Consider the following 22409-nt stretch of genomic DNA (forward strand, 5'->3'; position numbering starts at 1 on the left):
TTCCCGAGCGGACGGCCGCGCACGAGCCTGCGGCAGCAGGCCCGGCCACGCGCCGCGCCCGCATGACCGCGGTCACGCTACCACTGTCAGTGAGGGTGCGATGCCGGCAGCGCGTCTCGCCCCACCCCGGCGCCCGGGCCATCTGCCCCACCGGTCCGGGTGGGGTCAGGTCCCGTCGAGTGGCCGCCCCGCGTCAGCCCACCTCGGCGGCGACGGCCACGGCGGCCGCCACCGGATCGACGGCCCGGGTGACGGCCCGACCGATCACCAGGAGGTCGGCGCCGCCGGCGAGGGCGGCCGCCGGGGTGGCGGGGCGGGCCTGGTCGTGCGCATCGGCGCCGGCCGGGCGGATGCCGGGCACGACCCGGACCAGGCCCGGGGCCAGCCGGGTGGCCTCGGCCAGGTCGGAGGCGGCGCACACCACTCCCCCGGCGCCGGCGGCGACGGCCACACCCAGACGGTCGGCCAGGGCCGTGGGGTCGGCTCCCTCGCTGGTGAGCACGGTGACCCCGAGCACGGTGGGCTCGGGCAGCCCGACGGCGGCGGCCCCGGCGGCCATCCCCTCCACCCCCGCGGCCAGGTGCTCGACCCCGGCACGGGTGTGCACCGTGAGGTAGCGGGCCCCGAGGGTGCCCACCACCCGCGACGCCTTCTCGACGGTGGTGGGGATGTCGAGGAACTTGAGGTCGGCGAACACGTCGAGGCCCTCGGCCGCGACCGCACCGATCGCGTCGGGGCCGGCGGCGCTGTACAGCTCGAGGCCCACCTTGGCCACCCCGAACCAGGGGCGCAACAGCCGGACCAGGCGGAGGGCTTCGACGAGGTCGTCCACGTCGAGCGCCAGCGCCAGCCGGGCGCGCACCTCGGGCGGTGCCCCCGACGCGACGTCGGCCGTCCGGTCAGCGGGCATGGGCGTCCCCGATCAGTTCGGCCACGGCCGTGACCCCGTGCTCGTGGCACCAGTCCTCGGCCTCGTCGAGCACCCGGCCCACCGCCCGGGGGTCGGCGAAGCTGGCCGTGCCGACCTCGACGGCCGAGGCGCCGGCCAGCATGAGCTCGATCGCGTCGACCCCGCGCGCCACGCCACCGACCCCGACGATGGGCAGCTCGGGTCGAGCGGCGTGCACGTCGTACACGGCCCGCACAGCCACCGGATGGATGGCCGGACCCGAGAGCCCCCCTCCCCCACCGCCGAGCAAGGGACGGCGGGCCTCGGTGTCGATGACCATCCCCAGGACCGTGTTGACCAGCACCACCGCCTCGGCTCCGGCATCGTGCGCCGCCGCCGCGATGGAGGCCAGGTCGCTCACGTTGGGGCTCAGCTTGGCCCACATGGGCCGGCCGCAACCGGCGGCCGCCTGCACCGCCTCGGCGGTCGTGGCGGGCGAATGGGCGAACATGCGGTTGCGGTCGTGGTGGTTCGGGCAGCTCACGTTGACCTCGACGGCCACCACCTCGGCGGGCGCCTCGGCGAGCGCCTCGGCGGCCCGGCGGTAGTCGTCGACGGTCGTCCCCCATATGGAGGCCACCACGGTGGCGCCGGTGTCCAGCACCGCCGGCAGCTCGCGGTCGAGCCACGCCGCCACCCCCGGGCCCTGGAGCCCCACACTGTTGATCATGCCGGCCGGGGTCTCGTGCACCCGAGGCGCGGGGTTGCCGGGCCACGGATCGGCCGAGAGCGACTTGACCACCACGGCACCGAGTCGGGCCAGGTCGACGTAGGCGGCCAGCTCGTCGCCGTGCCCCGCCGTGCCCGAGGCGGTGAGCACGGGGGCCCTCAGGTTCAGCGAGCCCACCTGCGTGGAGAGGTCGACCGCCGGCCTCTCCGTCGCGGCGGCGCGGCGTCGCCTCACCCGTGGGGCTCCAGCTGATCCGCCCCGACGCCCTGGTGGTACTCCTGCAAGGGGCGCACCTGCAGGGCATGGTGGGCTCGGTCGGCCATGCCGTCGGCGGCGGCCAGGCCAGCGGCCGCGGTGGTGAGCAGCGGCACCTTGTGGGTGCCCGCCGCGGCACGGATGTGAGCGCCGTCGCTGCGGGGGCCGCGACCCCTCGGGCTGTTGACGACCAGGTCGACCCGGCCGCTCTCGATGAGCTCGACCGCGTCGTGGCCCTCGGGCTCGCCCAGCTTGGCGACCACGACGGCGACGTCGATGCCCTCGCCCGAGAGGTGAGCCGCCGTGCCGCTGGTGGCGGCGATGTCGAAGCCGAGCTCACGGAAGCGGCGGGCGGCGCGCACCCCGACGGCCTTGTCCCGGTCGGCGAGAGACAAGAAGACGGTGCCCGATGCGGGCAGACGGGTGCCGGCGGCCAGCTGGGCCTTGGCGAAGGCCAGCCCGACCGTGAGGTCGATGCCCATGACCTCGCCGGTGGAGCGCATCTCCGGGCCGAGCACGGCGTCGGCCTCCGGGAAGCGGTTGAAGGGCAGCACCGCTTCCTTGACCGAGTGGTGGTCCCCGACGACCGGGTCGCGCACGAGGCCCTCGTCGCGCAACGCCGGCAGGGTGGCGCCCATCATCACCCGCGAGGCGATCTTGGCCAGGGGCACGCCGGTGGCCTTGGCCACGAACGGCACGGTGCGGCTGGCGCGCGGGTTCGCTTCGATGACGAAGACCTGTCCGTGCTTGACCGCGTACTGCACGTTGATGAGACCCACGACGCCGAGCTCGTCGGCGATGCGGTGGGTGTAGTCGGTGAGCACCTCGATGGTCTCGGCCGAGAGGGTGTGCGGGGGCAGCACGCAGGCCGAGTCACCGGAGTGCACCCCGGCCTCCTCGACGTGCTCCATGATGCCGCCGACCATGAAGTTGCCCTCGGCGTCGCGGATGGCGTCGCAGTCGACCTCGGTGGCGTCCTCGAGGAAGCGATCGACGAGCACCGGCCGTTCGGCCGACAACCCGCCCTCCCGCCCGAGGCTGCCGAACGCGGCCATCTCGGCCATGGCCGCGGCGAGGTTCTCACCGTCGTAGACGATGACCATGGCCCGGCCGCCGAGCACGTAGCTGGGCCGGACGAGCACCGGGAAGCCAATGCGCTCGGTGATGGCCCGGGCGGCGTCGATGTCGGCGGCGGTGCCCCCGGCCGGCTGGGGGATCTCGAGGCGGGCGCACAGGGCGTTCCAGCGCTCGCGGTCCTCGGCGGCATCGATGGACGCGGGAGGGGTGCCGACCACCAGCGCCTGGGGCAGCGAGTCGGCCAGCTTCAGCGGGGTCTGGCCGCCGAGCGAGACGACGACCCCCACCGGCTGCTCGGCGTCGATGACGTTCATCACGTCTTCGTGGGTGAGAGGTTCGAAGTACAGCCGGTCGGAGGTGTCGTAGTCGGTGGACACCGTCTCGGGGTTGCAGTTGACCATGATCGTCTCGTAGCCGGCGTCGCGCAGGGCGAAGCTGGCGTGGACGCAGCAGTAGTCGAACTCGATGCCCTGCCCGATGCGGTTGGGCCCCGACCCGAGGATCACGACCTTGGGGCGGTCCGAGGGCATCACCTCGTCGGTGTCCTCGTAGGTCGAGTAGTGGTACGGCGTGCGGGCCTCGAACTCGGCCGCGCAGGTGTCGACCGTCTTGTAGGTGGGCACCACGCCGGCGGCGATGCGCGCCACCCGCACCTCGGCCTCGGGCACGCCCCACAGGTGGGCCAGCTGCGCGTCGGAGAACCCCACCCGCTTGGCCCGGCGCCATTCGGGCCGGGTCAGGTCGCCAGGACCGCGCCCGTCGAGGTGGGCTCGCTCCTCGGTCACGGCCAGCATCTGGTCGAGGAACCAGGGGTCGACCCTGGTGGCGGCGGCCAGGTCGTCGACGCTGATCCCCCGGCGCAGGCACGCCTCGAGCTGGAAGATCCGGTCGGGCGTGGCGATCGTCGAGAGGCGGACCAGCTCGTCGAGACGGATCTCGTCGTACTGGGCCTCCCCCGGATCGCAGTTGAGGCCGAGACGACCCTGCTCGAGAGAGCGCAGGCCCTTCTGGAGCGACTCCGGGAAGGTGCGTCCGATGGCCATGACCTCGCCGACGGACTGCATCTGGGTGCCGAGCACCCCGGAGGTGCCGGGGAACTTCTCGAACGCCCACCGGGGGATCTTGGTGACCACGTAGTCGATGCTCGGCTCGAAGCTCGCCGGGGTCTTCTCGGTGATGTCGTTCGGGATCTCGTCGAGCGTGTAGCCGACCGCCAGGCGGGCGGCGATCTTGGCGATCGGGAACCCGGTGGCCTTGGAGGCGAGCGCCGAGGACCGGCTCACGCGGGGATTCATCTCGATGATCACCATGTGGCCGTCGGCGGGGTTGACCGCGAACTGCACGTTGGAGCCACCGGTCTCGACCCCGACCCGGCGGATGCAGGCGAACGCCGCGTCGCGCATCTTCTGGTACTCGACGTCGGAAAGGGTCTGGGCGGGGGCCACCGTGATCGAGTCGCCGGTGTGCACCCCCATGGGGTCGACGTTCTCGATCGAGCAGATGATCACGCAGTTGTCGGCGTGGTCGCGCATGACCTCGAGCTCGTACTCCTTCCAGCCGGCGATGGACTTCTCGATGAGGATCTCGCTGATGGGGCTGGCCTCGAGGCCGATGGCCGCCATGCGACGGAACTCGTCCATGTCGGCGGCGATGCCAGTGCCGCGGCCGCCCAGGATGTAGGCGGGGCGGATGACCACGGGCAGGCCGAGGTCCTCGGCGATCACGACCGCCTGGTCGATGGTGTGGGCGGTGGCCGACGGCGGGGCGTCGAGTCCGATCTCGGCCATGGCCTGCTTGAACAGCTCGCGGTCCTCGGCGGTGGCGATGGCGGTGGCATCGGCCCCGATGAGCTCGACGCCATGGCGCTCGAGAGCACCGTTCTCGACCAGCTCCATGGCCAGGTTGAGCGCCGTCTGCCCGCCGAGGGTGGGCAGCAGGGCGTCGGGGTGCTCCCGCTCGATGATGCGCTCGAGGACCTCGGCGTCGAGCGGCTCGACGTAGGTGGCGTCGGCGAAGTCGGGGTCGGTCATGATCGTCGCCGGGTTGGAGTTGGCGAGGATCACCCGATACCCCTCCTCGCGCAGCACCCGGCAGGCCTGGGTCCCGGAGTAGTCGAACTCGCAGGCCTGGCCGATCACGATCGGCCCGGAGCCGATGAGCAGGATCGAGGAGATGTCGTCGCGGCGCGGCATCAGTGCTTCTTTCCGAAGTCGTCCATGAGGTCGTCGAAGAGGTCGAAGAGGTAGGCCGCGTCGTGGGGGCCGGGGCCGGCCTCGGGGTGGTACTGCACGCTGAAGGCAGGCACGTCGGTGCAGCGGATGCCCTCGACGACGCCGTCGTTGAGGTTGCGGTGGGTGACCTCGACCCGCCCCCCCAGGGAGCCGTCGTCGACGGCGTAGTTGTGGTTCTGGCTGGTGATCTCCACGCCGCCGTCGGCGAGGTGGCGCACGGGATGGTTGCCGCCGTGGTGGCCGAAGGGGAGCTTGTAGGTCTCGGCTCCCAGCGCGGTGGCCAACAGCTGGTGGCCCAGGCAGATGCCGAACACCGGCACCTCGCCGAGGAGCCCGTCGACGATCTGGGGCACGCCGGTGACGGCGGCCGGGTCGCCGGGGCCGTTGGAGAGGAACACCCCGTCAGGGCGCCGGGCCAGCACCTCGGCCGCAGGGGTGTCGGCCGGCACCACCTCCACCGAGGCGATGCCCGACAGGTGCCGCAGGATCGTGGTCTTGATCCCGTAGTCGTAGGCCACCACCCGACGGGGCGGGCGACCCTCGGGGCCGGCGTAGGCCACCTCGTAGGGGTGCCCGCAGGTGACCTGGCGCACCAGGTCGAGGCCGTCGGTGCCCGGCTCGGCGGTCGCCGCCGCGGTGAGGGTGGCGAGGTCGGCGGTTCCGAACGCACCGGGCATGGAGCCGGCATCGCGGATGTGACGGGTGAGACGACGGGTGTCGACGCCGCCGATCCCCGCCACCCCGGCGGTGCGCAGGAACCCGTCGAGGTCGGCCTCGCTGCGCCAGCTGCTGCGGCGGCGGGCCATCTCGCGCACGATGACCCCGCGACAGAACGGCCGGCGAGACTCGTCGTCGGCGGGGGTCACCCCGTAGTTGCCGATGTGGGGGTAGGTGAAGGTGATGATCTGCCCGGCGTAGGACGGATCGGTGATGATCTCCTGATAGCCGGTGAGGGCGGTGTTGAACACCACCTCGCCGGTGGCGACGCCGCCGGGGGCGTCGGCGCCGAGCGCCTCGCCCTCGAACACGGTGCCGTCGGCGAGCACCAGGTGCGCCTCGGTGATGTCTCGGCTCATCGGGTGGCCTTTCCGTCTCGAACGGTCGGTTCGCCGCACAGCAGGGTGTGGCGGACCCTGCCGCGCACGGTGCGTCCGGCGTAGGGGGTGTTGCGGCTGCGGCTGGCCAGGTGGGCGGGTTCGACCGTCCACTCCTCCTCGGGATCGATGACCACCAGGTGGGCAGGGGCGTCGGCGACGACCGGGCCCCCGTGCACGCCGTCCAGGCCGGCGATGGCAGCCGGTCGCCAGGACATGAGGGCCAGCACCTCGGGAAGGGTGAGCAGCCCGGGTTCGACCAGCTCGGTGATGGCCAGCGCCAGCGCCGTCTCCAGGCCGAGCATCCCGCACGGGGCCTCGTCGAATGGCGCTTCCTTGACTTCCTGGGTGTGCGGGGCGTGGTCGGTGGCGATGGCGTCGATGGTGCCGTCGACGAGACCGGCCTTCACCGCGGCGACGTCGTCGTCGTCGCGCAGCGGTGGGTTCACCTTGAAGGTCGGGTCGTAGGAGGCCACCTCGGCGTGGGTCAGCGTGAAGTGGTGGGGTGTGGCCTCGGCGGTGACGGGGAGGCCCTTGGCCTTGGCCTGGCGCACCAGCTCCACCGCGCCGGCGGTGGAGAGGTGCTGGAAGTGCACCCGGGCACCCGTGAGGCGCGACAGGGCGATGTCGCGGAAGACCATGAGCTCCTCGGCCTCGGCGGGGATGCCGGGGATGCCCAGGCGGCTCGACCACGCCCCCTCGTGCATGTGGCCGCCTTCGCTGAGCGCTTCCACCTCGCAGTGCTGGGCGAGGGTGAGGTCGAGCCCCGAGGCGTACTCGAGCGCCCGTCGCATGAGGCGGTCGTCCTGCACCCCGTTGCCGTCGTCGGTGAAGATCTGCACACCGAGGTCGGCCATCTCGGCCATGGGCGACAGGGCCTCACCCCGGCGGCCGGCGGTGATGGACCCGGCCACGCGCACGTCGCAGAGACCGGCCTCGGCCCCCGCCTCCAGGACCTGGCGCACGATGCCGGCGGAGTCGATGGCCGGTTCGGTGTTGGGCATGGCCACCACCGCCGTGTACCCGCCGAGGGCGGCGGCCCGGCTGCCGGTCTCGATGGTCTCGGCCTCCTCGCGCCCGGGCTCGCGCAGGTGGGTGTGCAGGTCGACGAGGCCGGGAGCCACCACGCACCCGGCGCAGTCGAGCACGTCGGCGTCGGCGAGACCCAGCGCGGTGAGGTCGAGGTCGGTGCCGACGGCGGCGATGGTGCCGTCGGGCCGGACGGCCACGTCGGCGACCTGTTCGCCGGTGGCGTCGACGACCCGGCCGCCCTGGAGCAGCCGGCCGGTAGAGGTGGTGGACGGTGGCGTCATCGGCAGGGGGTCCTTCGGGTCGGGGGGAGGTGGGCGGGTGCGGCGAGCTGGTGAGGGTCAGGCATCCTCACCACCCCACTCGGTACCGCTACCCAGCAGGAGGAAGAGCACCGCCATGCGCACGGCCACACCGTTGCGGACCTGATCGACGATCACGGCGCCCGGCCGGTCAGCGACCTCGGCGGCGATCTCGACGCCCCGGTTCATGGGGCCCGGGTGCATGATCAGCGCATCGTCGGGGAGGCGATCGGCTCGACGGGTGGTGAGGCCGAAGGTGGCGGTGTACTCGCGCAGCGAGGGGATCAGGGCCTCGGTCATGCGTTCGCGTTGCATGCGCAGCAGGTAGCAGACGTCGGTGTGGGGCAGCACGCCGTCGAGGTCGTGGGAGACCCGCACGGGCCACCCCTCCAGGCTGGGAGGCAGCAGCGTGGGCGGGGCCACGAGGGTGACCTCGGCGCCGAGGGCGGTGAACGCGGCGACGTTGGAGCGGGCCACCCGGGAGTGCTTGACGTCGCCGACGATGGCGATGTGTTTGCCGGCGAAACTCCCCGCGTGCTGGCGGATGGTGTAGCAGTCGAGCAGGGCCTGGGTGGGGTGCTCGTGCCACCCGTCGCCGGCGTTGACGACCGCGGCGTCGGTCCACCGGGCCACCTGGCGGGGCACACCGGACGAACCGTGGCGCACCACGATGGCGTCGACCCCCATCGCCTCGATGGTCTCGATGGTGTCTCGGAGGCTCTCGCCCTTCTTGACCGACGACGTCGACACCGAGAAGTTCATGGTGTCGGCCGACAAGCGCTTGGCTGCGGTCTCGAAGCTGAGGCGGGTCCGGGTGGAGTCCTCGAAGAACAGCGACACCACCGTGCGGCCCCGCAGGGTCGGCACCTTGGGGATGATGCGCTCGCTCACCTCGACGAAGGAGTCGGTGAGGCCCATCACCTCGTCGATGCCGGAGGCCACGTCGGGCCCCAGGTCGTCGATGCCGAGCAGGTTGCGAGCCGGGCCGGCGCGTCGGGCGGCTGCGGTGGGGCTCACTTGCGCATCTCCCCCAGCTCCACGCCGTCGTCGTTCACGTTCACCACCTCGTCGCGGCGGGTGGGGAGGTTCTTGCCGACGAAATCGGGACGGATGGGCAGCTCGCGGTGGCCGCGATCGACCATCACGGCGAGCTGCACCGCCCGGGCCCGGCCGTGGTCGGCGAGGGCGTCGAGAGCGGCCCGGATGGTGCGGCCGGTGAAGAGCACGTCGTCGACCAGCACCACGATGCGTCCGTCGAGGTCGCCGGGGATGTCGGTGACGGCCTCGGGCAGCACCGGGCGCAGCCCGATGTCGTCGCGGTAGAAGGCCACGTCGAGGGTGCCCACCGGCACCTCGAGCCCCTCGATCTGGACGAGGGCCTCGGCCAGTCGTTCGGCGAGCGGGACCCCGCCGGTCTGCAGCCCGATCAGCACCAGGTCGGCGAGCCCGTGGTTGCGCTCGATGATCTCGTGGGCGATGCGGCGGGTGGCCCGCTGCACGTCCTCGGCGCTCATCACCTGGGTGCGGGCAACGAAAACGCCCCCGTACGGGGGCGTGAGGCGTCGTTCGCGTTCTGCCACGTGCGTGGTCCTTCCTGTCCGTCCGGGCCTCACGGGACCCGCTTCACGGTCAGATGGAGATCTTACCGCACCTCGTCGGCGATGGCGGAGAGCACGCCGTTCACGAAGCGGCTGCTGTCGTCGGTGGAGTACTGCTTGGCCAGCTCGACGGCCTCGTCGATGACGGCGCCGGTCGGGACGTCGGGCCGGTGCACCAGCTCGTAGGTGGCCAGGCGCAGCACGGCACGATCGAGCGCCGGCATGCGGTCGAGCTCCCAACGGTGGGAGTGGCCCACGATGAGCGAGTCCACCTCGGCGCCGTGGGCGTCGACCCCGCGCACCAGCTCGACGGCGAAGGAGTCGGGGCTCAACGGCAGCGTGGCCAGCACGTCGTCGGCCGAGAGGCCCTTGACCTCGGCCTCGTAGAGCAGGTGGAAGGCTCGCTCCCGAGCTTCGTGGCGGCCGCCGGGGACCCCGGAGGGGGCGGCGTCACGATCGGTGGCATCCCTGGGATCGCTCACGCCCGGGTGATGTACTCGCCGGTGCGGGTGTCGACCTTCACGCGCTCGCCCGGACCCACGAACAGCGGCACCTGCACGACGAGGCCCGTTTCGAGGGTGGCCGGCTTGCGGGCGCCCGACACGCGGTCGCCCTGGATGCCCGGCTCGGTCTCGGCGATGTTGAGCTCGACTGCGGCGGGCAGCTCGACCCCCACGATCTCGTCGCCGAACATCTTGAGCACCGCGTCGGAGTTCTCGACGAGGAAGTTGGCGGCCTCGCCCAGCGACGACGGACCCACGTTGAGCTGGTCGTAGGTGGTGGAGTCCATGAAGACGTAGTCGTCGCCGGCGCGGTACAGGAACTGCATGTCGCGCTTGTCGATCATGGCCCGCTCGACCTTCTCGCCGGCGCGGAACGTGCGGTCGACCGTGGCGCCGCTGCGGACGTTGCGCAGCGTGGTGCGCACGAAGGCCCCACCCTTGCCCGGCTTGACGTGCTGGAACTCGACGACCTCGAAGAGGCCGCCATCGAGCTCGAGCGTCATCCCGTTCTTGAGGTCGTTGGTGGTGATCGTGGGCATGGCGAACCTTCTCGGGGCGAGGGGCAGCGCGCCGATCAGGGCGCGGTGAGCTTGGGGGTGAGGGTGAGGGGGCGGTTGCCGTCGGTGGTGACGACCAGCGAGTCCTCGACCCGCACGCCGCCGTGCTCGGGCAGGTACACACCCGGCTCGACAGTGACCACCTGGCCGGCGTCGAGCGTAGCATCGCTGGATCCGGCCACCCTCGGGGCCTCGTGGATGTCGAGGCCCACCCCGTGACCGGTGCCGTGGGTGAAGGCGTCCGCCCACCCGGCCGCGGCGATGACGCCGCGACAGGCGGCGTCGACCTCGGAAGCGGCCACGCCGGCGGCGACGGCAGCCACCCCGGCGGCCTGGGCCTCGGTGACCACGGCGAGCATCCGGGCCTGGACCTCGGTCGGCTCGCCGACCATCAGCGTGCGGGTCATGTCGGAGCAATAGCCGTCAACCACGGCCCCGAAGTCGAGCACGACCAGGTCGCCCTCACCGATCCGCCGATCGGAAGGGCGGGCGTGGGGCAGAGCCCCGTTGGGGCCGGAGGCCACGATGGTCTCGAAGCTGGGGCGACTGGCCCCCAGTCGGCGCATGGCGGTGTCGAGCTCGAGACCGAACTCGGCCTCGGTGGGTCCCTCGAGCAGCCGGTGGCGCACCGACGCCAGGGCGGCGTCGGCCACGGCGGCCGCCGCCCCCATGCGGGCCAGCTCGGCGTCGTCCTTGACCAGGCGCAGCTCCTCGACCAGGCCTGAGGTGGGCACCAGCTCCCGGCCGGGGAACCAGTCCTCGGCGTAGCGGCGTTGCGCGGCCCAGCTGACGTGCTCGGCCTCGAGGCCCACGGTGCCGGTGCCGCCGACGGCATCGGCGACGATGCGGCGCTGCTCGGTGCTGGTGATCTCGATGCGGGCCCCGATGTCGGCGCCGCCGACCTGCTGGGCGGCCTGGGCGTCGTAGCGGCCGTCGGTCACGAAGACGACGCCGTCGGTGGTGACGACCAGCAACCCGGCCGAGCCGGTGAAGCCGGTGAGGTGGCGCACGTTGGTGAGGTGGGTGATCAGGAGGGCGTCGACGCCCGCGGGCGGGAGCAGGGAGCGGAGGCGGTCGATGCGGGCTCGGTGGTCGACGTTCGGCAGGGTGCGCAGCGTCGTCGCCAGGTCGGCGGCCGGCGCGCTCATCGGGGTGGGGCTTCCAGCAGGGCCGCCACCGCATCGATGGCCAGGTCGTAGCCGTCGCCGCCGAACCCGGCGATCACACCGGTGGCCACCGGGCTCACGACCGACGTGTGACGCCAGGCCTCGCGGCTGTCGGGGTTGGAGAGGTGGAGCTCGACGATGGGGCCGTCGAAGGACGCGAGGGCGTCGTGCAGCCCCCAGGCGTAGTGCGTGAACGCCCCGGCGTTCACGACGATGGCCGCCGCCCGACCACGCGCCGAGTGGACGGCGGCGACCATCTCCCCCTCGTGGGCGGTCTGCAGGTGGTCGAGGGCCAGGCCGTGGGACTCGGCGCGTCGCCGGGCCCGGTCGACGTGGTCGGCGAGGGTGGCCGTGCCGTAGATCTCGGGCTGGCGCTCGCCGAGGAGATCGAGGTTGGGGCCCGACAACAACAGCACCAGGGCGGGTTCGGTGGTCATGTCGGCCTCCCGGTCTGAGGGTCGTCGGGGGTGCGCACGGCGTCGATGGCGTCGGCGATGACCGAGCGGTCGACCCCGGTGACCGACTCGACGCCATCGGGGCCGTCGAGGACGAAGGTCAGGCCGTGCAGGGCCTTCTTGTCGCGCCCCATCAGCTCGATGAGCTCGGCGGTGGCAAGACCCGGTGGTAGGGCGTCGGGCAGGTCGTAGGCGGACACCACCCGTCGGTGCTCGGCCACGGCGTCGGCGTCGATCCGACCGAGGCGGTGAGCCAGCTCGCCGGCGAAGACGAGGCCCACGGCCACCGCTTCGCCGTGGCGCAGGTCGTGATGGCCGGCGATCTCGATGGCGTGGGCGAGAGTGTGGCCGTAGTTGAGGATGGCCCGGCGCCCGCCTTCTCGTTCGTCGCCGGCCACGACCTCGGCCTTGATCGCCACGCAGGCCGCCACGCGCTCGTCGAGGGGCAGGGCGTCGAGGTCGCCGCCGCCGAGGAAGTGGTACTTGGCCAGCTCGCCGAGGCCGCTGCGGTACTCGCGGGGCGGCAGTGTGGCCAGCACCTCGGTGTCGCACAGCACCGCGGCGGGCTGCCAGAAGGCGCCCACCAGGTTCTTGCCCTCGGGGAGGTTCACCCCGGTCTTGCCGCCGATGGCGGCGTCGATCTGGCCGAGCAGCGTGGTGGCCACGTGCACCACGGGCACCCCGCGGTGGTAGCAGGCGGCGGCGAAGCCGGCGGTGTCGGTGACGATGCCGCCCCCGACGGCCACCACGGCGTCGGCCCGGGTGAGACCCCAACGGGCCCACTGCCGGCAGAGGTCCTCGACGGTGGCCAGAGACTTGGCGTCCTCGCCGTCGGGCATCTCGAACACCTGGTGCTCCCGCCCGGGGTCGACCTCGACGCCGATGCCGGCCTGGGTGACCACCGCGACGCGTCCGACCCCGGCGGGCAGGACCTCGGCCAGGCGGTGACGGGCACCGTCGCCCACGAGCACGTCGTAGCCCTGCGGGACAAGGGGCACGGGGACGGTGATCACGACGTCGGCCCTCCGGCCGCGCTGCTCGCCTCGCGCTCGCGCACGGTGGTGACGATCAGGTCCACCACCTCGTCGAGGGGGCGGGCGGCGTCGACCAGCAGGTCGGAGACCTCGGCGTAGAGGCCCTCGCGGCCCTCGGCCAGACGGGCCAGGGTGCCCGCCGGGTCGTCCTCGAGGGCCGGGCGGTGGGTGGACCCGGCGACCCGTTCGACCAGCAGCTCGAGTGGCGCCTGGAGCCACACCACCGTGCCGGCCCGCGCCAGGGCGGTCCGGTTGGCGGGATCCAGGACCACGCCACCGGCGGCGGCCACGACGGTGGGCGTCGGGTCGTCGAGCACCTCGGCGAGGACCTCGGTCTCGAGGGTCCGGAAGGCGGGCTCGCCCTCGTGGGCGAAGATCTGGGCGACGGTGCGCCCGGTGCGCTCCTCGATGACCGCGTCGCTGTCGGAGAAGGGCCGTCCCAGCTCCTGCGCCACCCGACGACCCACGGTGGACTTGCCCACGCCCATCATCCCCACCAGCACCACGTGCCGACCGGCGCCACGCGGGGTCTGGCCCCCGACGGACCCGCTCACGATCGGCCGGCCGTGGGGTCGGGGTCGTCGAAGGCCTGCTGCTCGTCCCAGTTGAGCGGAGCCGAGGCCGGGTCGCCGGCGGCGGCCGGTGCCCTCGAGGCCGATTGGACGCGGACCTGGGCGACGAAGCCGTCGTGGTTGCGGACGAACTCGCCGAGGGAGTCGCCGCCGAACTTGCGCAGGGCCTCGTCGGCCAGGACCAGGGCGACCATGGCCTCGGCCACCACGCCCATGGCCGGCACCGCGGTCACGTCGGTGCGCTCCTTGAAGGACGTGGAGGCTTCCTTGGTGGCGGTGTCGACGGTGGCGAGGACGGGGCGGTTGAGGGTGGCGAGCGGCTTCATGGCCACGTGGGCGACCAGCACCTCGCCGGTGGACATGCCGCCCTCGATGCCGCCGGCCCGCGCGCTGGTACGGCGGTAGATCCCGGCCTCGGGGTCCCATTCGATGGGGTCGTGGGCTTCGCTCCCCCGGCGTCCGGCGACGTCGAAGCCGTCGCCGATCTCGACGCCCTTCACCGCCTGGATGCTCATGAGGGCCTGGGCCAGGAGACCATCGAGCTTGCGATCCCAGTGGACGTGGCTCCCCAAGCCGATGGGGACCCCGTGGGCCAGGACCTCGACGACCCCACCGAGGGAGTCGCCGTCCTTGGCCGCGGCCTTGATGGCGGCGATGATGCCCTCCTCGGCCGCCGGATCGGCGCAGCGCACCTCGGAAGTGTCGACCGCGCCCAGCTCACCGGGGCCGGGGCGCCGAGCGGGGTCAGCGTGGACGCCGCCCATGGCGACGACGTGGGACCCCACCTCGGTGCCGATGTGGGACAGCAGGGCCTTCGCGACCGCCCCCGCGGCCACGCGGGCGGCCGTCTCGCGAGCGGAGGCCCGCTCGAGCACGTCGCGGGCGTCGGCGAGGTCGTACTTCTGCATGCCGGTGAGGTCGGCGTGGCCGGGGCGCGGGGTCGTGAGGGGCTGGGAGGTGACCCCTGGGTGGGGCGACATCTCCTCGGTCCACTTGCGCTCCCACTCGCTGTTGGCGATCTCGAGCGTGATCGGCGCGCCGAGGGTGCGCCCGTGGCGGATGCCCGTGAGCAACGTGACCTCATCGGCCTCGAAGCGCATGCGGGGGCCACGGCCGTAGCCGAGCCGGCGACGGGCCAGCTCGTCGGTGATCTGTTCGAGGGTGAGGGGGAGGCCGGCGGGAACCCCCTCGAGCACGACCACGAGGGCCTTGCCATGGGATTCTCCGGCGGTCAGGAAGCGCAGCACCGGGCCAATCTACCGGCCGGCGCGCCGGGCCCCGAAGCCCGTTGGCGGCTCAGACCCCGACCAGGGACTCGCTGAAGAGCACCGCCAGCACCGTGCCGAGGGCGAGGAAGGGACCGAAGGGGAAGGGGCGGCTGCCCCGGCGGGCGACCAGCAGCACCAGACCCACCACGGTGCCGCTGAGGAACCCGATGAGCATCGCCCACAGCACCAGGGCCAGGGCCTGCTGGAGGTCCGAGCCGAGCCACCCGACGTAGAGGCCCATCACCGCAGCCAGCTTCACGTCACCGAACCCCATGCCCCGTGGAGAGATGAGATGGGCCAGGAACAGGAACCCGAAGTAGAGGGCGGCGCCCGCCAGGGCGTGGCGGATGCGATCGGAATCGCCGTCGACGACCGAGACGACGACGATCAGCGGCACCGAGACGAGGAAGGTGGGCAGGACGATGAGGTCGGGCAGCCGGTAGTGCTCGATGTCGATGACGGTCAGGGCGGCGAGGGCCGTGAACAGCACGAGGAACGCGCCGAGGGTGCCGACCGAGGCGTCGGCGAAGCGCCATGCGGCCGCGGCGAACAGCACGAGCACGAGGACGTGCACGGCGAGATCCCGGGTCGAGGGTCGGAGGGGCTTGAGGGGATCGACCAGCGACAGGCGGTCGGGGACGCGGTCGACGAGCACGGCGGCGACCCAGCCCACGGGGAGGGCGAGGAGCACGCAGACGACCAGCCGGACCACGTTCACGTCGGCGACGGTAGCGGTCACCGTCGGTGCGGCCGGACATGGCCGGACACGGAGCCTGCCCTGCGTTCTAGCGGACGGCGCTCTCGACGAGGGCGCCGGCGATCAGCGTTCGCCGTCACCCAGGAAGCGCAGCAGCAGCTCGTGGTCGAGCTCCTCGGTGGCTTCCACCTCGGCCAGGACCCGGTCGCGCTCTTCGGGCGAGTCGGCCCGGGCCGCCGCCGCCACGGCTTTGGCTGCCTTCGGGCTCAGGTTGGCGAGGTGACGGGCGAACTCGGCTGCGGTGTCGTCGTCGGCCCCATCGTCGGCGGACCGATCGAACGCATCGCCACCGGTGGCGGGAGACTCGGACATGGCCGGCGTGGGGTCCCACGAGGACTCCTCGAACCAGCTGGCGGGCGGTTCGGCACCGCCGGTGGAGACATCGTCGAGGTGATCGACCCGGAGCGACCCGTCGTGGTCTGCGGCCTCGGTGGCGATCCCACCGCCGCTGGGGAGCAGGTCGGCGTCCGCGGTGGGGGGCTGGGCCTCCTCGGCCGGTGCCTCCTCGCCCACGTGCACCACGCCGATCTCGACCAGGCCATGCACGAGACGGCCGGTGCCCAGCTCGCTGGCGCCGATGCGCTCGGCCACCGCCGCCGCGGTGGCGCCGGATCCGATGACGGCGAGGACCCGCCAGCGATCGGCATCGATGGCCACCTCTTCGCCGGGGAGCTCGGGGGCCAGGGTCAGGCGGCACTGGGGCGACGGGAGGACCGACGCGATGCGCCGCCACTCGGCGAGGAGCTCCTCGGCCCGACCGAGCAACGCCTCCAGGTCGTGTCGTTCGCCGTCGGGGTCGACGCCGGCGTCGGCCTCGAACTCGAAGGCGCCCTGGTCAAAGCGGAGCAGCTCGAACAGCGATTCGTCGAGCGGGAGGTCCCCGCCCGGTGCCGTCCGATCGAGCCCGACGCGATGGACCTGGCCGTCGACCACCTCGAGGTGGCCGCGTCCTCGATCGCCGTCGAGGCTGAGCCGCCCGGTCTTCGACGTCGAGGCCAGGAGGCGCAGGACGTCGGCGAGGGCGAAGGTGTCGATGGTTCCCTGAAGTGCCACGGTTCCTCCCTGGCCGGGCACGGGCCTCCCGTGCCGCCACCCTGGAACCATCGGCACCCTGGGGCGCCGAGTCGAGTCTTTTCTGCGCGACGGCGGCTCAGGACCCTCGCGCGAGCGAGGCCCGGGCGGCCGCGGCCATGTCGGCGACCGGGGCCGGGGTGCCGGTCCAGAGCTCGAAGGCCACCGCGGCCTGGTGGACCAGCATCCCCAAGCCGTCGACCGGGGTGGCTCCGCGCCGACCGGCCTCGGCCAGTAGCGGGGTCACCAGCGGCTGATAGACGAGATCGGCGACGAGCTGGCCCTCGTGGAGGACCTCGGGGTCGAACGGTGTGGCTCCTCCGGCCCCCTCCCCCATGCCCACCGACGTGGCGTTCACGACCAGCCCGGCCTCGGCCAGCACCGGGGGGGCGTCGGCGGGGGCCACCACCCGGCCCCGGTCGCCGGCGAGGGCCGCCGCTCGTTCGGCTCGAGACGATGTTCGGTTCACCACGGTGACCTGGTCGGCTCCGGCCCGGGAGAGGGCCAGCACGACCGAGCGGGCGGCACCGCCCGCCCCCAGCACGACACAGGGGAGCCCTGCCGGCGAGACGCCCGTCTCGGCGACCAGAGCGGCCACGAAGCCGGCGCCGTCGGTGTTGTGGCCCCGCAGCGTGCCGTCGTCGTTGACGACACAGTTGACCGCACCGAGCCGGCGGGCATCGTCGGAGAGCTCGTCGACCGCGCCGGCCGCGGCCTCCTTGTGCGGCATGGTGACCGACAACCCCCCGATGCCGAAGGCCCGCATCCCGCCGAGCGCGGCGGGCACGGCACCGGCGGGCACCTCGAAGGCCACGTACACCCAGTCGAGCCCGGTCGCGGCGAAGGCGGCGTTCATGATGGCCGGCGAGCGGGAGTGGCCCACGGGCTCGCCGATGACCGCGGCCACGCGGGTGGCGCCGGTGGGAGCAGCCCGACCGGCACCGTCGACGCTCACAGCAGGCCCTTCTCCCGGGACTCGCGGACCTCTCGGTTGAAGTCGTCGAAGTCGTCGGTGAAGTAGTGCGACCCGTCCTCGTCGGCGAGCACGTAGTACAACCAGTCGCCTTCGGCCGGGTTGAGAGCCGCCTCCATGGAGGCCTCCCCCGGGGAGCTGATCGGGGCGGGCGGGATGCCCGGGTAGCGGCGGGTGTTGTACGGCGAGTCGACCTCCAGCTGCGACTGCGTCAACGTGGGCAGGCGGTCGCCGAGGGCGTAGAGCACGGTGGCGTCGATGTCGAGACGCATGTCGTTCTTGATCCGGTTGTAGATCACCCGGGCGATCTTGGGGCGGTCTTCGTCTGTGCGAGCCTCGGCCTCGACCATGGAGGCCACGATGAGCGCCTCGTACGGGGTGATGGCCCGTTCGCCGGCGACGCCCTGGAGCTTGGCGGTGGCGTCGTAGAGCCCCTGGCGTTGGGCCGCGGCCTCGAAGGCGGCGACCATCTGGCCGAGCAGGACGGCCGGGTCGTCCGAGGTCGCCTTCTGCACGTCGTAGGTGGCGGGGAAGAGCACCCCTTCCGGGTTGCCCTCGACCTCGGGAAGACCGGGCACGCGCAGGAAGAACAGCGCCAGGTCGAGGGCCTCGGGTTCGACCGACGGGAAGGTGTCGAGGATGATCTGGCGGGTCTCGGACATCCAGAGCCCTTCGCGGAAGGTGACCCGTTCGATCTGTGGGGGCAGCGGACCGGCGTCGAGGACCTCGATCACGTCGCCCATGGCCATGTTCTGGCGCAGCTCGGTGTAGTCGCCGGCCCGGAACGGGCCTCCGCCCGCGAAGCGCAGGTACCACTCGAACACGGTGGGGTTGCCGATGACCCCCTTCTCCTCGAGGAGGCGGGCGATGTCGGCGGTGGTCGCACCGGTCGGGATGGTGAGCTCCACCGGATCGCCGGGGTCGCCCGGGTCGATCTGCTGGCGCACCCACGCCCCGCCGGCGAGGACCCCGATGAGGAGCACCCCGACGAAGAGCAGGGCGGCGAACAGCCACCGGCTGCGAGTGGAGCCCTCGGGCCGGACGGCCACGAACTCCGCGCCCTCCCACGCCTCGTCGCCATACGCAGGATCGTCGGCGTACACCGGCTCCCCGGCGTAACCAGGCGACTCCTCCCCGTACCCGCCCTCGTCGGCGTACACCGGCTCCCCCGCGTACCCCGCCGCCTCGTACCCGCCCTCGTCGGCGTACACCGGCTCCCCCGCGTACCCCGCCGCCTCGTACCCGCCCTCGTCGACGTACACGGGCGCTTCGTCGGCGCCCTCGGGCCCGTCGGAGGCACCCCGGGTGGGGTCGTCGGACCAGAGATCGCCCGGAGCCCCCGGATCGGCCACGGCGTCGGCCTGGTCCTGGTCGTCGAAGAGGTGTCCGAGGTCCCAGTCGTCACCCTCGTCGGGGCGGTCGTGGTCGTGGGGGCCCTCGGGCGGGCGGGGGTCGGACACGTTGGGGCTCTCGGGGTGGGGAGGGGCCGTCAGGGGCCGGCGGACGGTGGGCGCTGGTCGGCACGCCCGTCGAGCCACGACTGCAGGATCACGGCCGCAGCGACCTTGTCGACCACCTGGCGGCGGGCCTTGCCCTTGACCCCTCCCTCGCGGAGGAGACGGGTGGCCGTGACGGTGGTCAGACGTTCATCGTAGGTTTCGACCGGCAGGGAGGTGACGCGCCGGAGGTTCTCGACCTCGTCGAGCACCCCCTGGGCGGCCGGGCCGACGCCCCCGTCGAGCCCCAACGGGAGGCCCACGACGAGGACCTCGACCTCGGCCTCGTCGGCCAGGGCGAGGATGCGGCGGTGGTCGCGGCTCACGTCGCCGCTACGCACCACCGTGTCGTAGGGCGAGGCCAGCACCCCACTCGAATCGCTGAGGGCCACACCGATCCGCTTGCTGCCGAGGTCGAGGCCGAGGGCTCGCACCGGCGCCGCTCAGGCCAGGCCGGCTGCGGACCGGACCTGGTCGAGGGCTTCGTCGAGCGCCCCCGGATCCTTGCCCCCGGCGACGGCGAGCTCGGCGTTCTTGCCCGTGCCCCCCTTGACCGTGCGGGCCGCGTCGGCGATGAGCTCGGAGGCATGCAGCCCCGAGTCGGCCCGCACCGCCGACACCATGGCGACACCGCCGCCGTCGGGAGCGCTGCCGAGGACCACCCCGCGGATGCCGGGCACGTCGCGGGTGGCCACCGCCAGGTCGCGCAGCGTGTCGCGGTCGAGGCCGTCGACCCGGGCCACCACGATGCCGTCGACGGCGTCCTCGGCCAGTTCGCCGGCGCGACCGCTGGCCGCCGCCCGCTCGAGCTCGCGCACGCGGGCCCTCAGCTCCTTGACCTCGGCCATCCGACGTTCGACGGATTCGACCAGCTCGTCGTTGGCCACGCCGAGCAGGTTGGTGACTGCGGCGATGCGGGCCTCGTCGGCGCGCAGCCGTTCGAGGGGGCCGGTGCCGGTGACCGCCTCGATGCGGCGGATGTTGGACCCGATGGAGGCCTCGCTGACGATCTTCATGGGACCGATGTCGCCCAGCGCCTTGACGTGGGTGCCACCGCAGAGCTCAACCGAGCGGGGACCCGCCTCGAGCACCTTGACCACGTCGCCGTACTTGTCGCCGAAGAAGGCGATGGCGCCGATCTGCTCGGCGTACTCCTTGGTGGTCTCGTAGTGCCGGGCCGGCGGATTGGCCAGGACCTCGGCCGCGACGAGGTCCTCGATGCGGGCGGTCTCCTCGGCGCTGAGGGGTGCGTAGTGGCTGAAGTCGAAGCGGAGGCGGTCCGGGGCCACCTGTGAGCCCTGCTGCTTGACGTGGTCGCCGAGGACCTCGCGCAGCGCCCAGTGCAGGAGGTGGGTTCCGGTGTGGTTGCGCCGGATGGCGTTGCGTCGGTCGGCGTCGATGGCCGCGGTGACCTCTTGGCCGACCTCGAGGGCACCCTCGATGGGCCCGATCCGGTGGCGGACCAGACCGGTGGCGCCGTAGACGGTGTCGAGGACCTCGGCGCGCCCGGTGTCGGAGGTGATCCAGCCGGTGTCGCCGACCTGGCCCCCGGACTCGGCGTAGAAGGGCGTGCGGTCGAGGACGAGGGAGTCGTCGGTGACGGCGAGGAGCCGGGCCTGGCACTCGTCGTTCTCGTGGCCCACGAAGTCGGTGGGCCCGACGGCCTCGGCCAACTCCACCCACTCGTCGCTGGTGCCCTCGCCACCCTTGCGGGCCTCCTTGGCCCGGCGGCGCTGCTCGGCCATCTCGGCGTCGAAGCCGGCCTGGTCGACGTCGTGGCCGCGTTCGAGGGCGATCTCGCGGGTCAGCTCGAGGGGGAAGCCGTGGGTGTCGTGCAGCAGGAAGGCCACCGAGCCGCCGATGGGTGCCCCGGCACCGAGCTTGTCGAGCTCGGCATCGAGCAGGGTGGTGCCGGTGGCGAGGGTGGCCCGGAAGCGCTCCTCTTCGCGGGCCACGACCTGGCGTACGAAGTCGTGTTGGGCGACGAGGTCCGGGTAGGCCTCGCCCATGACGGCGACGGTGGTGTCGACGAGGTCCGGGGTGACCAGGTGGGCCACGTCGAGCAGGTACGCCTCGCGGACCGCTCGCCGGATGATGCGGCGCAGCACGTAGCCCCGTCCCTCGTTGGACGGGAAGACGCCGTCGCTGACCAGGAACGACATGGTGCGGGCGTGCTCGGCCAGGATCCGCAGCGAGATGTCGGAGCGATCGGTGGCGCCGAGGCGCACGCCGGTGAGGCGCTGGGCCTCGTCGACGAGGGGCACCATCACGTCGGTGTCGAAGACGGAGTCGACGCCCTGGAGCACCGAGAGGATGCGCTCGAAACCGGCACCGGTGTCGATGTTCTTGCGGGGCAGCTCGGTGTCGACGCCGTCGGCGTCGCGGGCGAACTGCATGAAGACCAAGTTCCAGATCTCCAGGTAGCGCTCGTCGCCACCGGTGGCCGGTCCGCCGTCGGGGCCGTAGGCCGGGCCCTTGTCGACGTAGATCTCCGAGCAGGGCCCGCAGGGGCCGGGCGGCCCGCCGGGCGGACCCCACCAGTTGTCGGCGTCGAGGCGCTGGATGCGATCGGGACGGACGCCGACGGTGTCGCGCCAGATCCCCTCGGCCTCGTCGTCGGTGAGGTGCACCGTGACCCACAGACGGTCCGGATCGAGCCCGAACAGCTCGGTGACCATCTCCCAGGCCATGGGGATGGCCTCGGACTTGAAGTAGTCGCCGAAGCTGAAGTTGCCGAGCATCTCGAAGAAGCTCAGGTGGCGGGTGTCGCGTCCCACCTCCTCGAGGTCGCTGTCCTTGCCGCCGGCCCGCACGCACTTCTGCACCGTGGTGGCCCGACGGTACGGAGGCTGCTCCTCGCCGAGGAAGTAGGGCTTGAACGGCACCATGCCCGCGACCGTGAACATGAGGTCGGGGTCGTGGGGGATGAGGCTGGCCGAGGGCACCACGGTGTGGCCGCGCTCTTCGAAGAAGCCCAGGAAGGCGCGCCGCAGCTCGTTGGCGGTCATGGAGGTCATGGTGCGGGTCAGCCTAACGACTGGGAGGGACGGTCTCGGCTGTCGGCCGACTACAGGCCGGCTCGGTCGAGCTCGTGGCGCAGCACGGCCTCGGCCTGAGCGCGGTCGCGTCGGGTCTCGGCGGCGGTGGTGCGCCACTCGTCGATGGCCCCGGAGGCCCGCTCGGCGAGATCGACGACCTCGTCCTCGGCCCGGCGGGCGGCCCGGCCGGCGGCGTCCTGGACGGACTCGGGGACGTGGCGACGGGTCAGCTGGCGGGCCCGCACGTACCCGACCACGGTGCCACCGGCGCCGACCGCCAGCCCCACGGTGAACCAGGTGGCGCGCTTGAACAA

20 protein-coding genes and 1 pseudogene are annotated in these 22409 nt (G+C 72.7%); all 21 read right to left on the reverse strand.

Features of this window, described 5'->3' with window-relative positions; genetic code table 11:
• Window positions 1-193 precede the first annotated feature (193 nt).
• The 21 genes and pseudogenes from pyrF to LUW87_RS05040 all read right to left on the reverse strand — a co-directional run bounded on the left by pyrF (window position 194) and on the right by LUW87_RS05040 (window position 22409).
• The gene (pyrF, locus tag LUW87_RS04940; RefSeq protein WP_232669964.1) at window positions 194-910 is read right to left on the reverse strand and encodes an orotidine-5'-phosphate decarboxylase; all 717 of its coding nucleotides are present in this window, start codon (window positions 908-910) and stop codon (window positions 194-196) included.
• Complete coding sequence (locus LUW87_RS04945) at window positions 900-1853, reverse strand: dihydroorotate dehydrogenase (RefSeq protein ID WP_232669965.1); 954 nt, start codon at window positions 1851-1853, stop codon at window positions 900-902. Before LUW87_RS04945 ends, pyrF begins: the two co-directional genes overlap by 11 nt.
• The gene (gene carB, locus LUW87_RS04950; protein WP_232669966.1) at window positions 1850-5143 is read right to left on the reverse strand and encodes a carbamoyl-phosphate synthase large subunit; all 3294 of its coding nucleotides are present in this window, start codon (window positions 5141-5143) and stop codon (window positions 1850-1852) included. Before carB ends, LUW87_RS04945 begins: the two co-directional genes overlap by 4 nt.
• Window positions 5143-6258: a glutamine-hydrolyzing carbamoyl-phosphate synthase small subunit gene (carA, locus tag LUW87_RS04955; RefSeq protein WP_232669967.1), complete on the reverse strand. Its 1116-nt coding sequence runs from the start codon at window positions 6256-6258 to the stop codon at window positions 5143-5145. Before carA ends, carB begins: the two co-directional genes overlap by 1 nt.
• Window positions 6255-7589 (reverse strand): dihydroorotase, encoded by a 1335-nt coding sequence (locus LUW87_RS04960; RefSeq protein ID WP_232669968.1) that lies wholly within the window; start codon window positions 7587-7589, stop codon window positions 6255-6257. The genes carA and LUW87_RS04960 overlap by 4 nt, the downstream gene beginning before the upstream one ends.
• Window positions 7590-7646: 57 nt before the next feature.
• Entirely contained in the window at window positions 7647-8624 is a 978-nt protein-coding gene (locus LUW87_RS04965) for an aspartate carbamoyltransferase catalytic subunit (RefSeq protein WP_232669969.1), read from the reverse strand.
• Entirely contained in the window at window positions 8621-9121 is a 501-nt protein-coding gene (pyrR, locus tag LUW87_RS04970) for a bifunctional pyr operon transcriptional regulator/uracil phosphoribosyltransferase PyrR (protein WP_232670879.1), read from the reverse strand. The genes LUW87_RS04965 and pyrR overlap by 4 nt, the downstream gene beginning before the upstream one ends.
• Before the next feature lie 128 nt (window positions 9122-9249).
• The gene (nusB, locus tag LUW87_RS04975) at window positions 9250-9687 is read right to left on the reverse strand and encodes a transcription antitermination factor NusB (protein WP_232669970.1); all 438 of its coding nucleotides are present in this window, start codon (window positions 9685-9687) and stop codon (window positions 9250-9252) included.
• Window positions 9684-10247, reverse strand: a complete 564-nt coding sequence (gene efp, locus LUW87_RS04980; protein ID WP_232669971.1) for an elongation factor P — start codon at window positions 10245-10247, stop codon at window positions 9684-9686. The genes nusB and efp overlap by 4 nt, the downstream gene beginning before the upstream one ends.
• A gap of 35 nt (window positions 10248-10282) precedes the next feature.
• Entirely contained in the window at window positions 10283-11413 is a 1131-nt protein-coding gene (locus tag LUW87_RS04985) for a M24 family metallopeptidase (RefSeq protein ID WP_232669972.1), read from the reverse strand.
• On the reverse strand, window positions 11410-11868 hold the full coding sequence (locus LUW87_RS04990) for a type II 3-dehydroquinate dehydratase (RefSeq protein ID WP_232669973.1): 459 nt from the start codon (window positions 11866-11868) through the stop codon (window positions 11410-11412). Before LUW87_RS04990 ends, LUW87_RS04985 begins: the two co-directional genes overlap by 4 nt.
• Complete coding sequence (locus LUW87_RS04995; RefSeq protein WP_232669974.1) at window positions 11865-12899, reverse strand: 3-dehydroquinate synthase family protein; 1035 nt, start codon at window positions 12897-12899, stop codon at window positions 11865-11867. The genes LUW87_RS04990 and LUW87_RS04995 overlap by 4 nt, the downstream gene beginning before the upstream one ends.
• The gene (locus tag LUW87_RS05000) at window positions 12896-13474 is read right to left on the reverse strand and encodes a shikimate kinase (protein ID WP_232669975.1); all 579 of its coding nucleotides are present in this window, start codon (window positions 13472-13474) and stop codon (window positions 12896-12898) included. Before LUW87_RS05000 ends, LUW87_RS04995 begins: the two co-directional genes overlap by 4 nt.
• A gap of 104 nt (window positions 13475-13578) precedes the next feature.
• Window positions 13579-14739: pseudogene (aroC, locus tag LUW87_RS05005) on the reverse strand (chorismate synthase); the annotation flags it as partial.
• Between the two features lie 49 nt (window positions 14740-14788).
• On the reverse strand, window positions 14789-15478 hold the full coding sequence (locus LUW87_RS18250; RefSeq protein WP_232669977.1) for a prepilin peptidase: 690 nt from the start codon (window positions 15476-15478) through the stop codon (window positions 14789-14791).
• A gap of 102 nt (window positions 15479-15580) precedes the next feature.
• The gene (locus LUW87_RS05015; RefSeq protein WP_232669978.1) at window positions 15581-16570 is read right to left on the reverse strand and encodes a DUF4388 domain-containing protein; all 990 of its coding nucleotides are present in this window, start codon (window positions 16568-16570) and stop codon (window positions 15581-15583) included.
• 97 nt (window positions 16571-16667) lie between these two features.
• The gene (locus LUW87_RS05020) at window positions 16668-17543 is read right to left on the reverse strand and encodes a shikimate dehydrogenase (protein ID WP_232669979.1); all 876 of its coding nucleotides are present in this window, start codon (window positions 17541-17543) and stop codon (window positions 16668-16670) included.
• Entirely contained in the window at window positions 17540-19021 is a 1482-nt protein-coding gene (gene mltG / locus LUW87_RS05025; protein WP_232669980.1) for an endolytic transglycosylase MltG, read from the reverse strand. Before mltG ends, LUW87_RS05020 begins: the two co-directional genes overlap by 4 nt.
• A 29-nt stretch (window positions 19022-19050) precedes the next feature.
• Window positions 19051-19491: a Holliday junction resolvase RuvX gene (gene ruvX / locus LUW87_RS05030; protein WP_232669981.1), complete on the reverse strand. Its 441-nt coding sequence runs from the start codon at window positions 19489-19491 to the stop codon at window positions 19051-19053.
• A 9-nt stretch (window positions 19492-19500) separates the two neighbouring features.
• Window positions 19501-22065 carry an alanine--tRNA ligase gene (gene alaS / locus LUW87_RS05035; RefSeq protein ID WP_232669982.1) on the reverse strand — a complete coding sequence of 855 codons (2565 nt, stop codon included), beginning with the start codon at window positions 22063-22065 and terminating at the stop codon, window positions 19501-19503.
• A gap of 59 nt (window positions 22066-22124) precedes the next feature.
• The gene (locus LUW87_RS05040; protein ID WP_232669983.1) at window positions 22125-22409 is read right to left on the reverse strand and encodes a hypothetical protein; all 285 of its coding nucleotides are present in this window, start codon (window positions 22407-22409) and stop codon (window positions 22125-22127) included.

It is taken from the genome of Rhabdothermincola salaria (genome assembly GCF_021246445.1).
Taxonomy (GTDB): Bacteria; Actinomycetota; Acidimicrobiia; order Acidimicrobiales; family Acidimicrobilacustridaceae; genus Rhabdothermincola_A; species Rhabdothermincola_A salaria.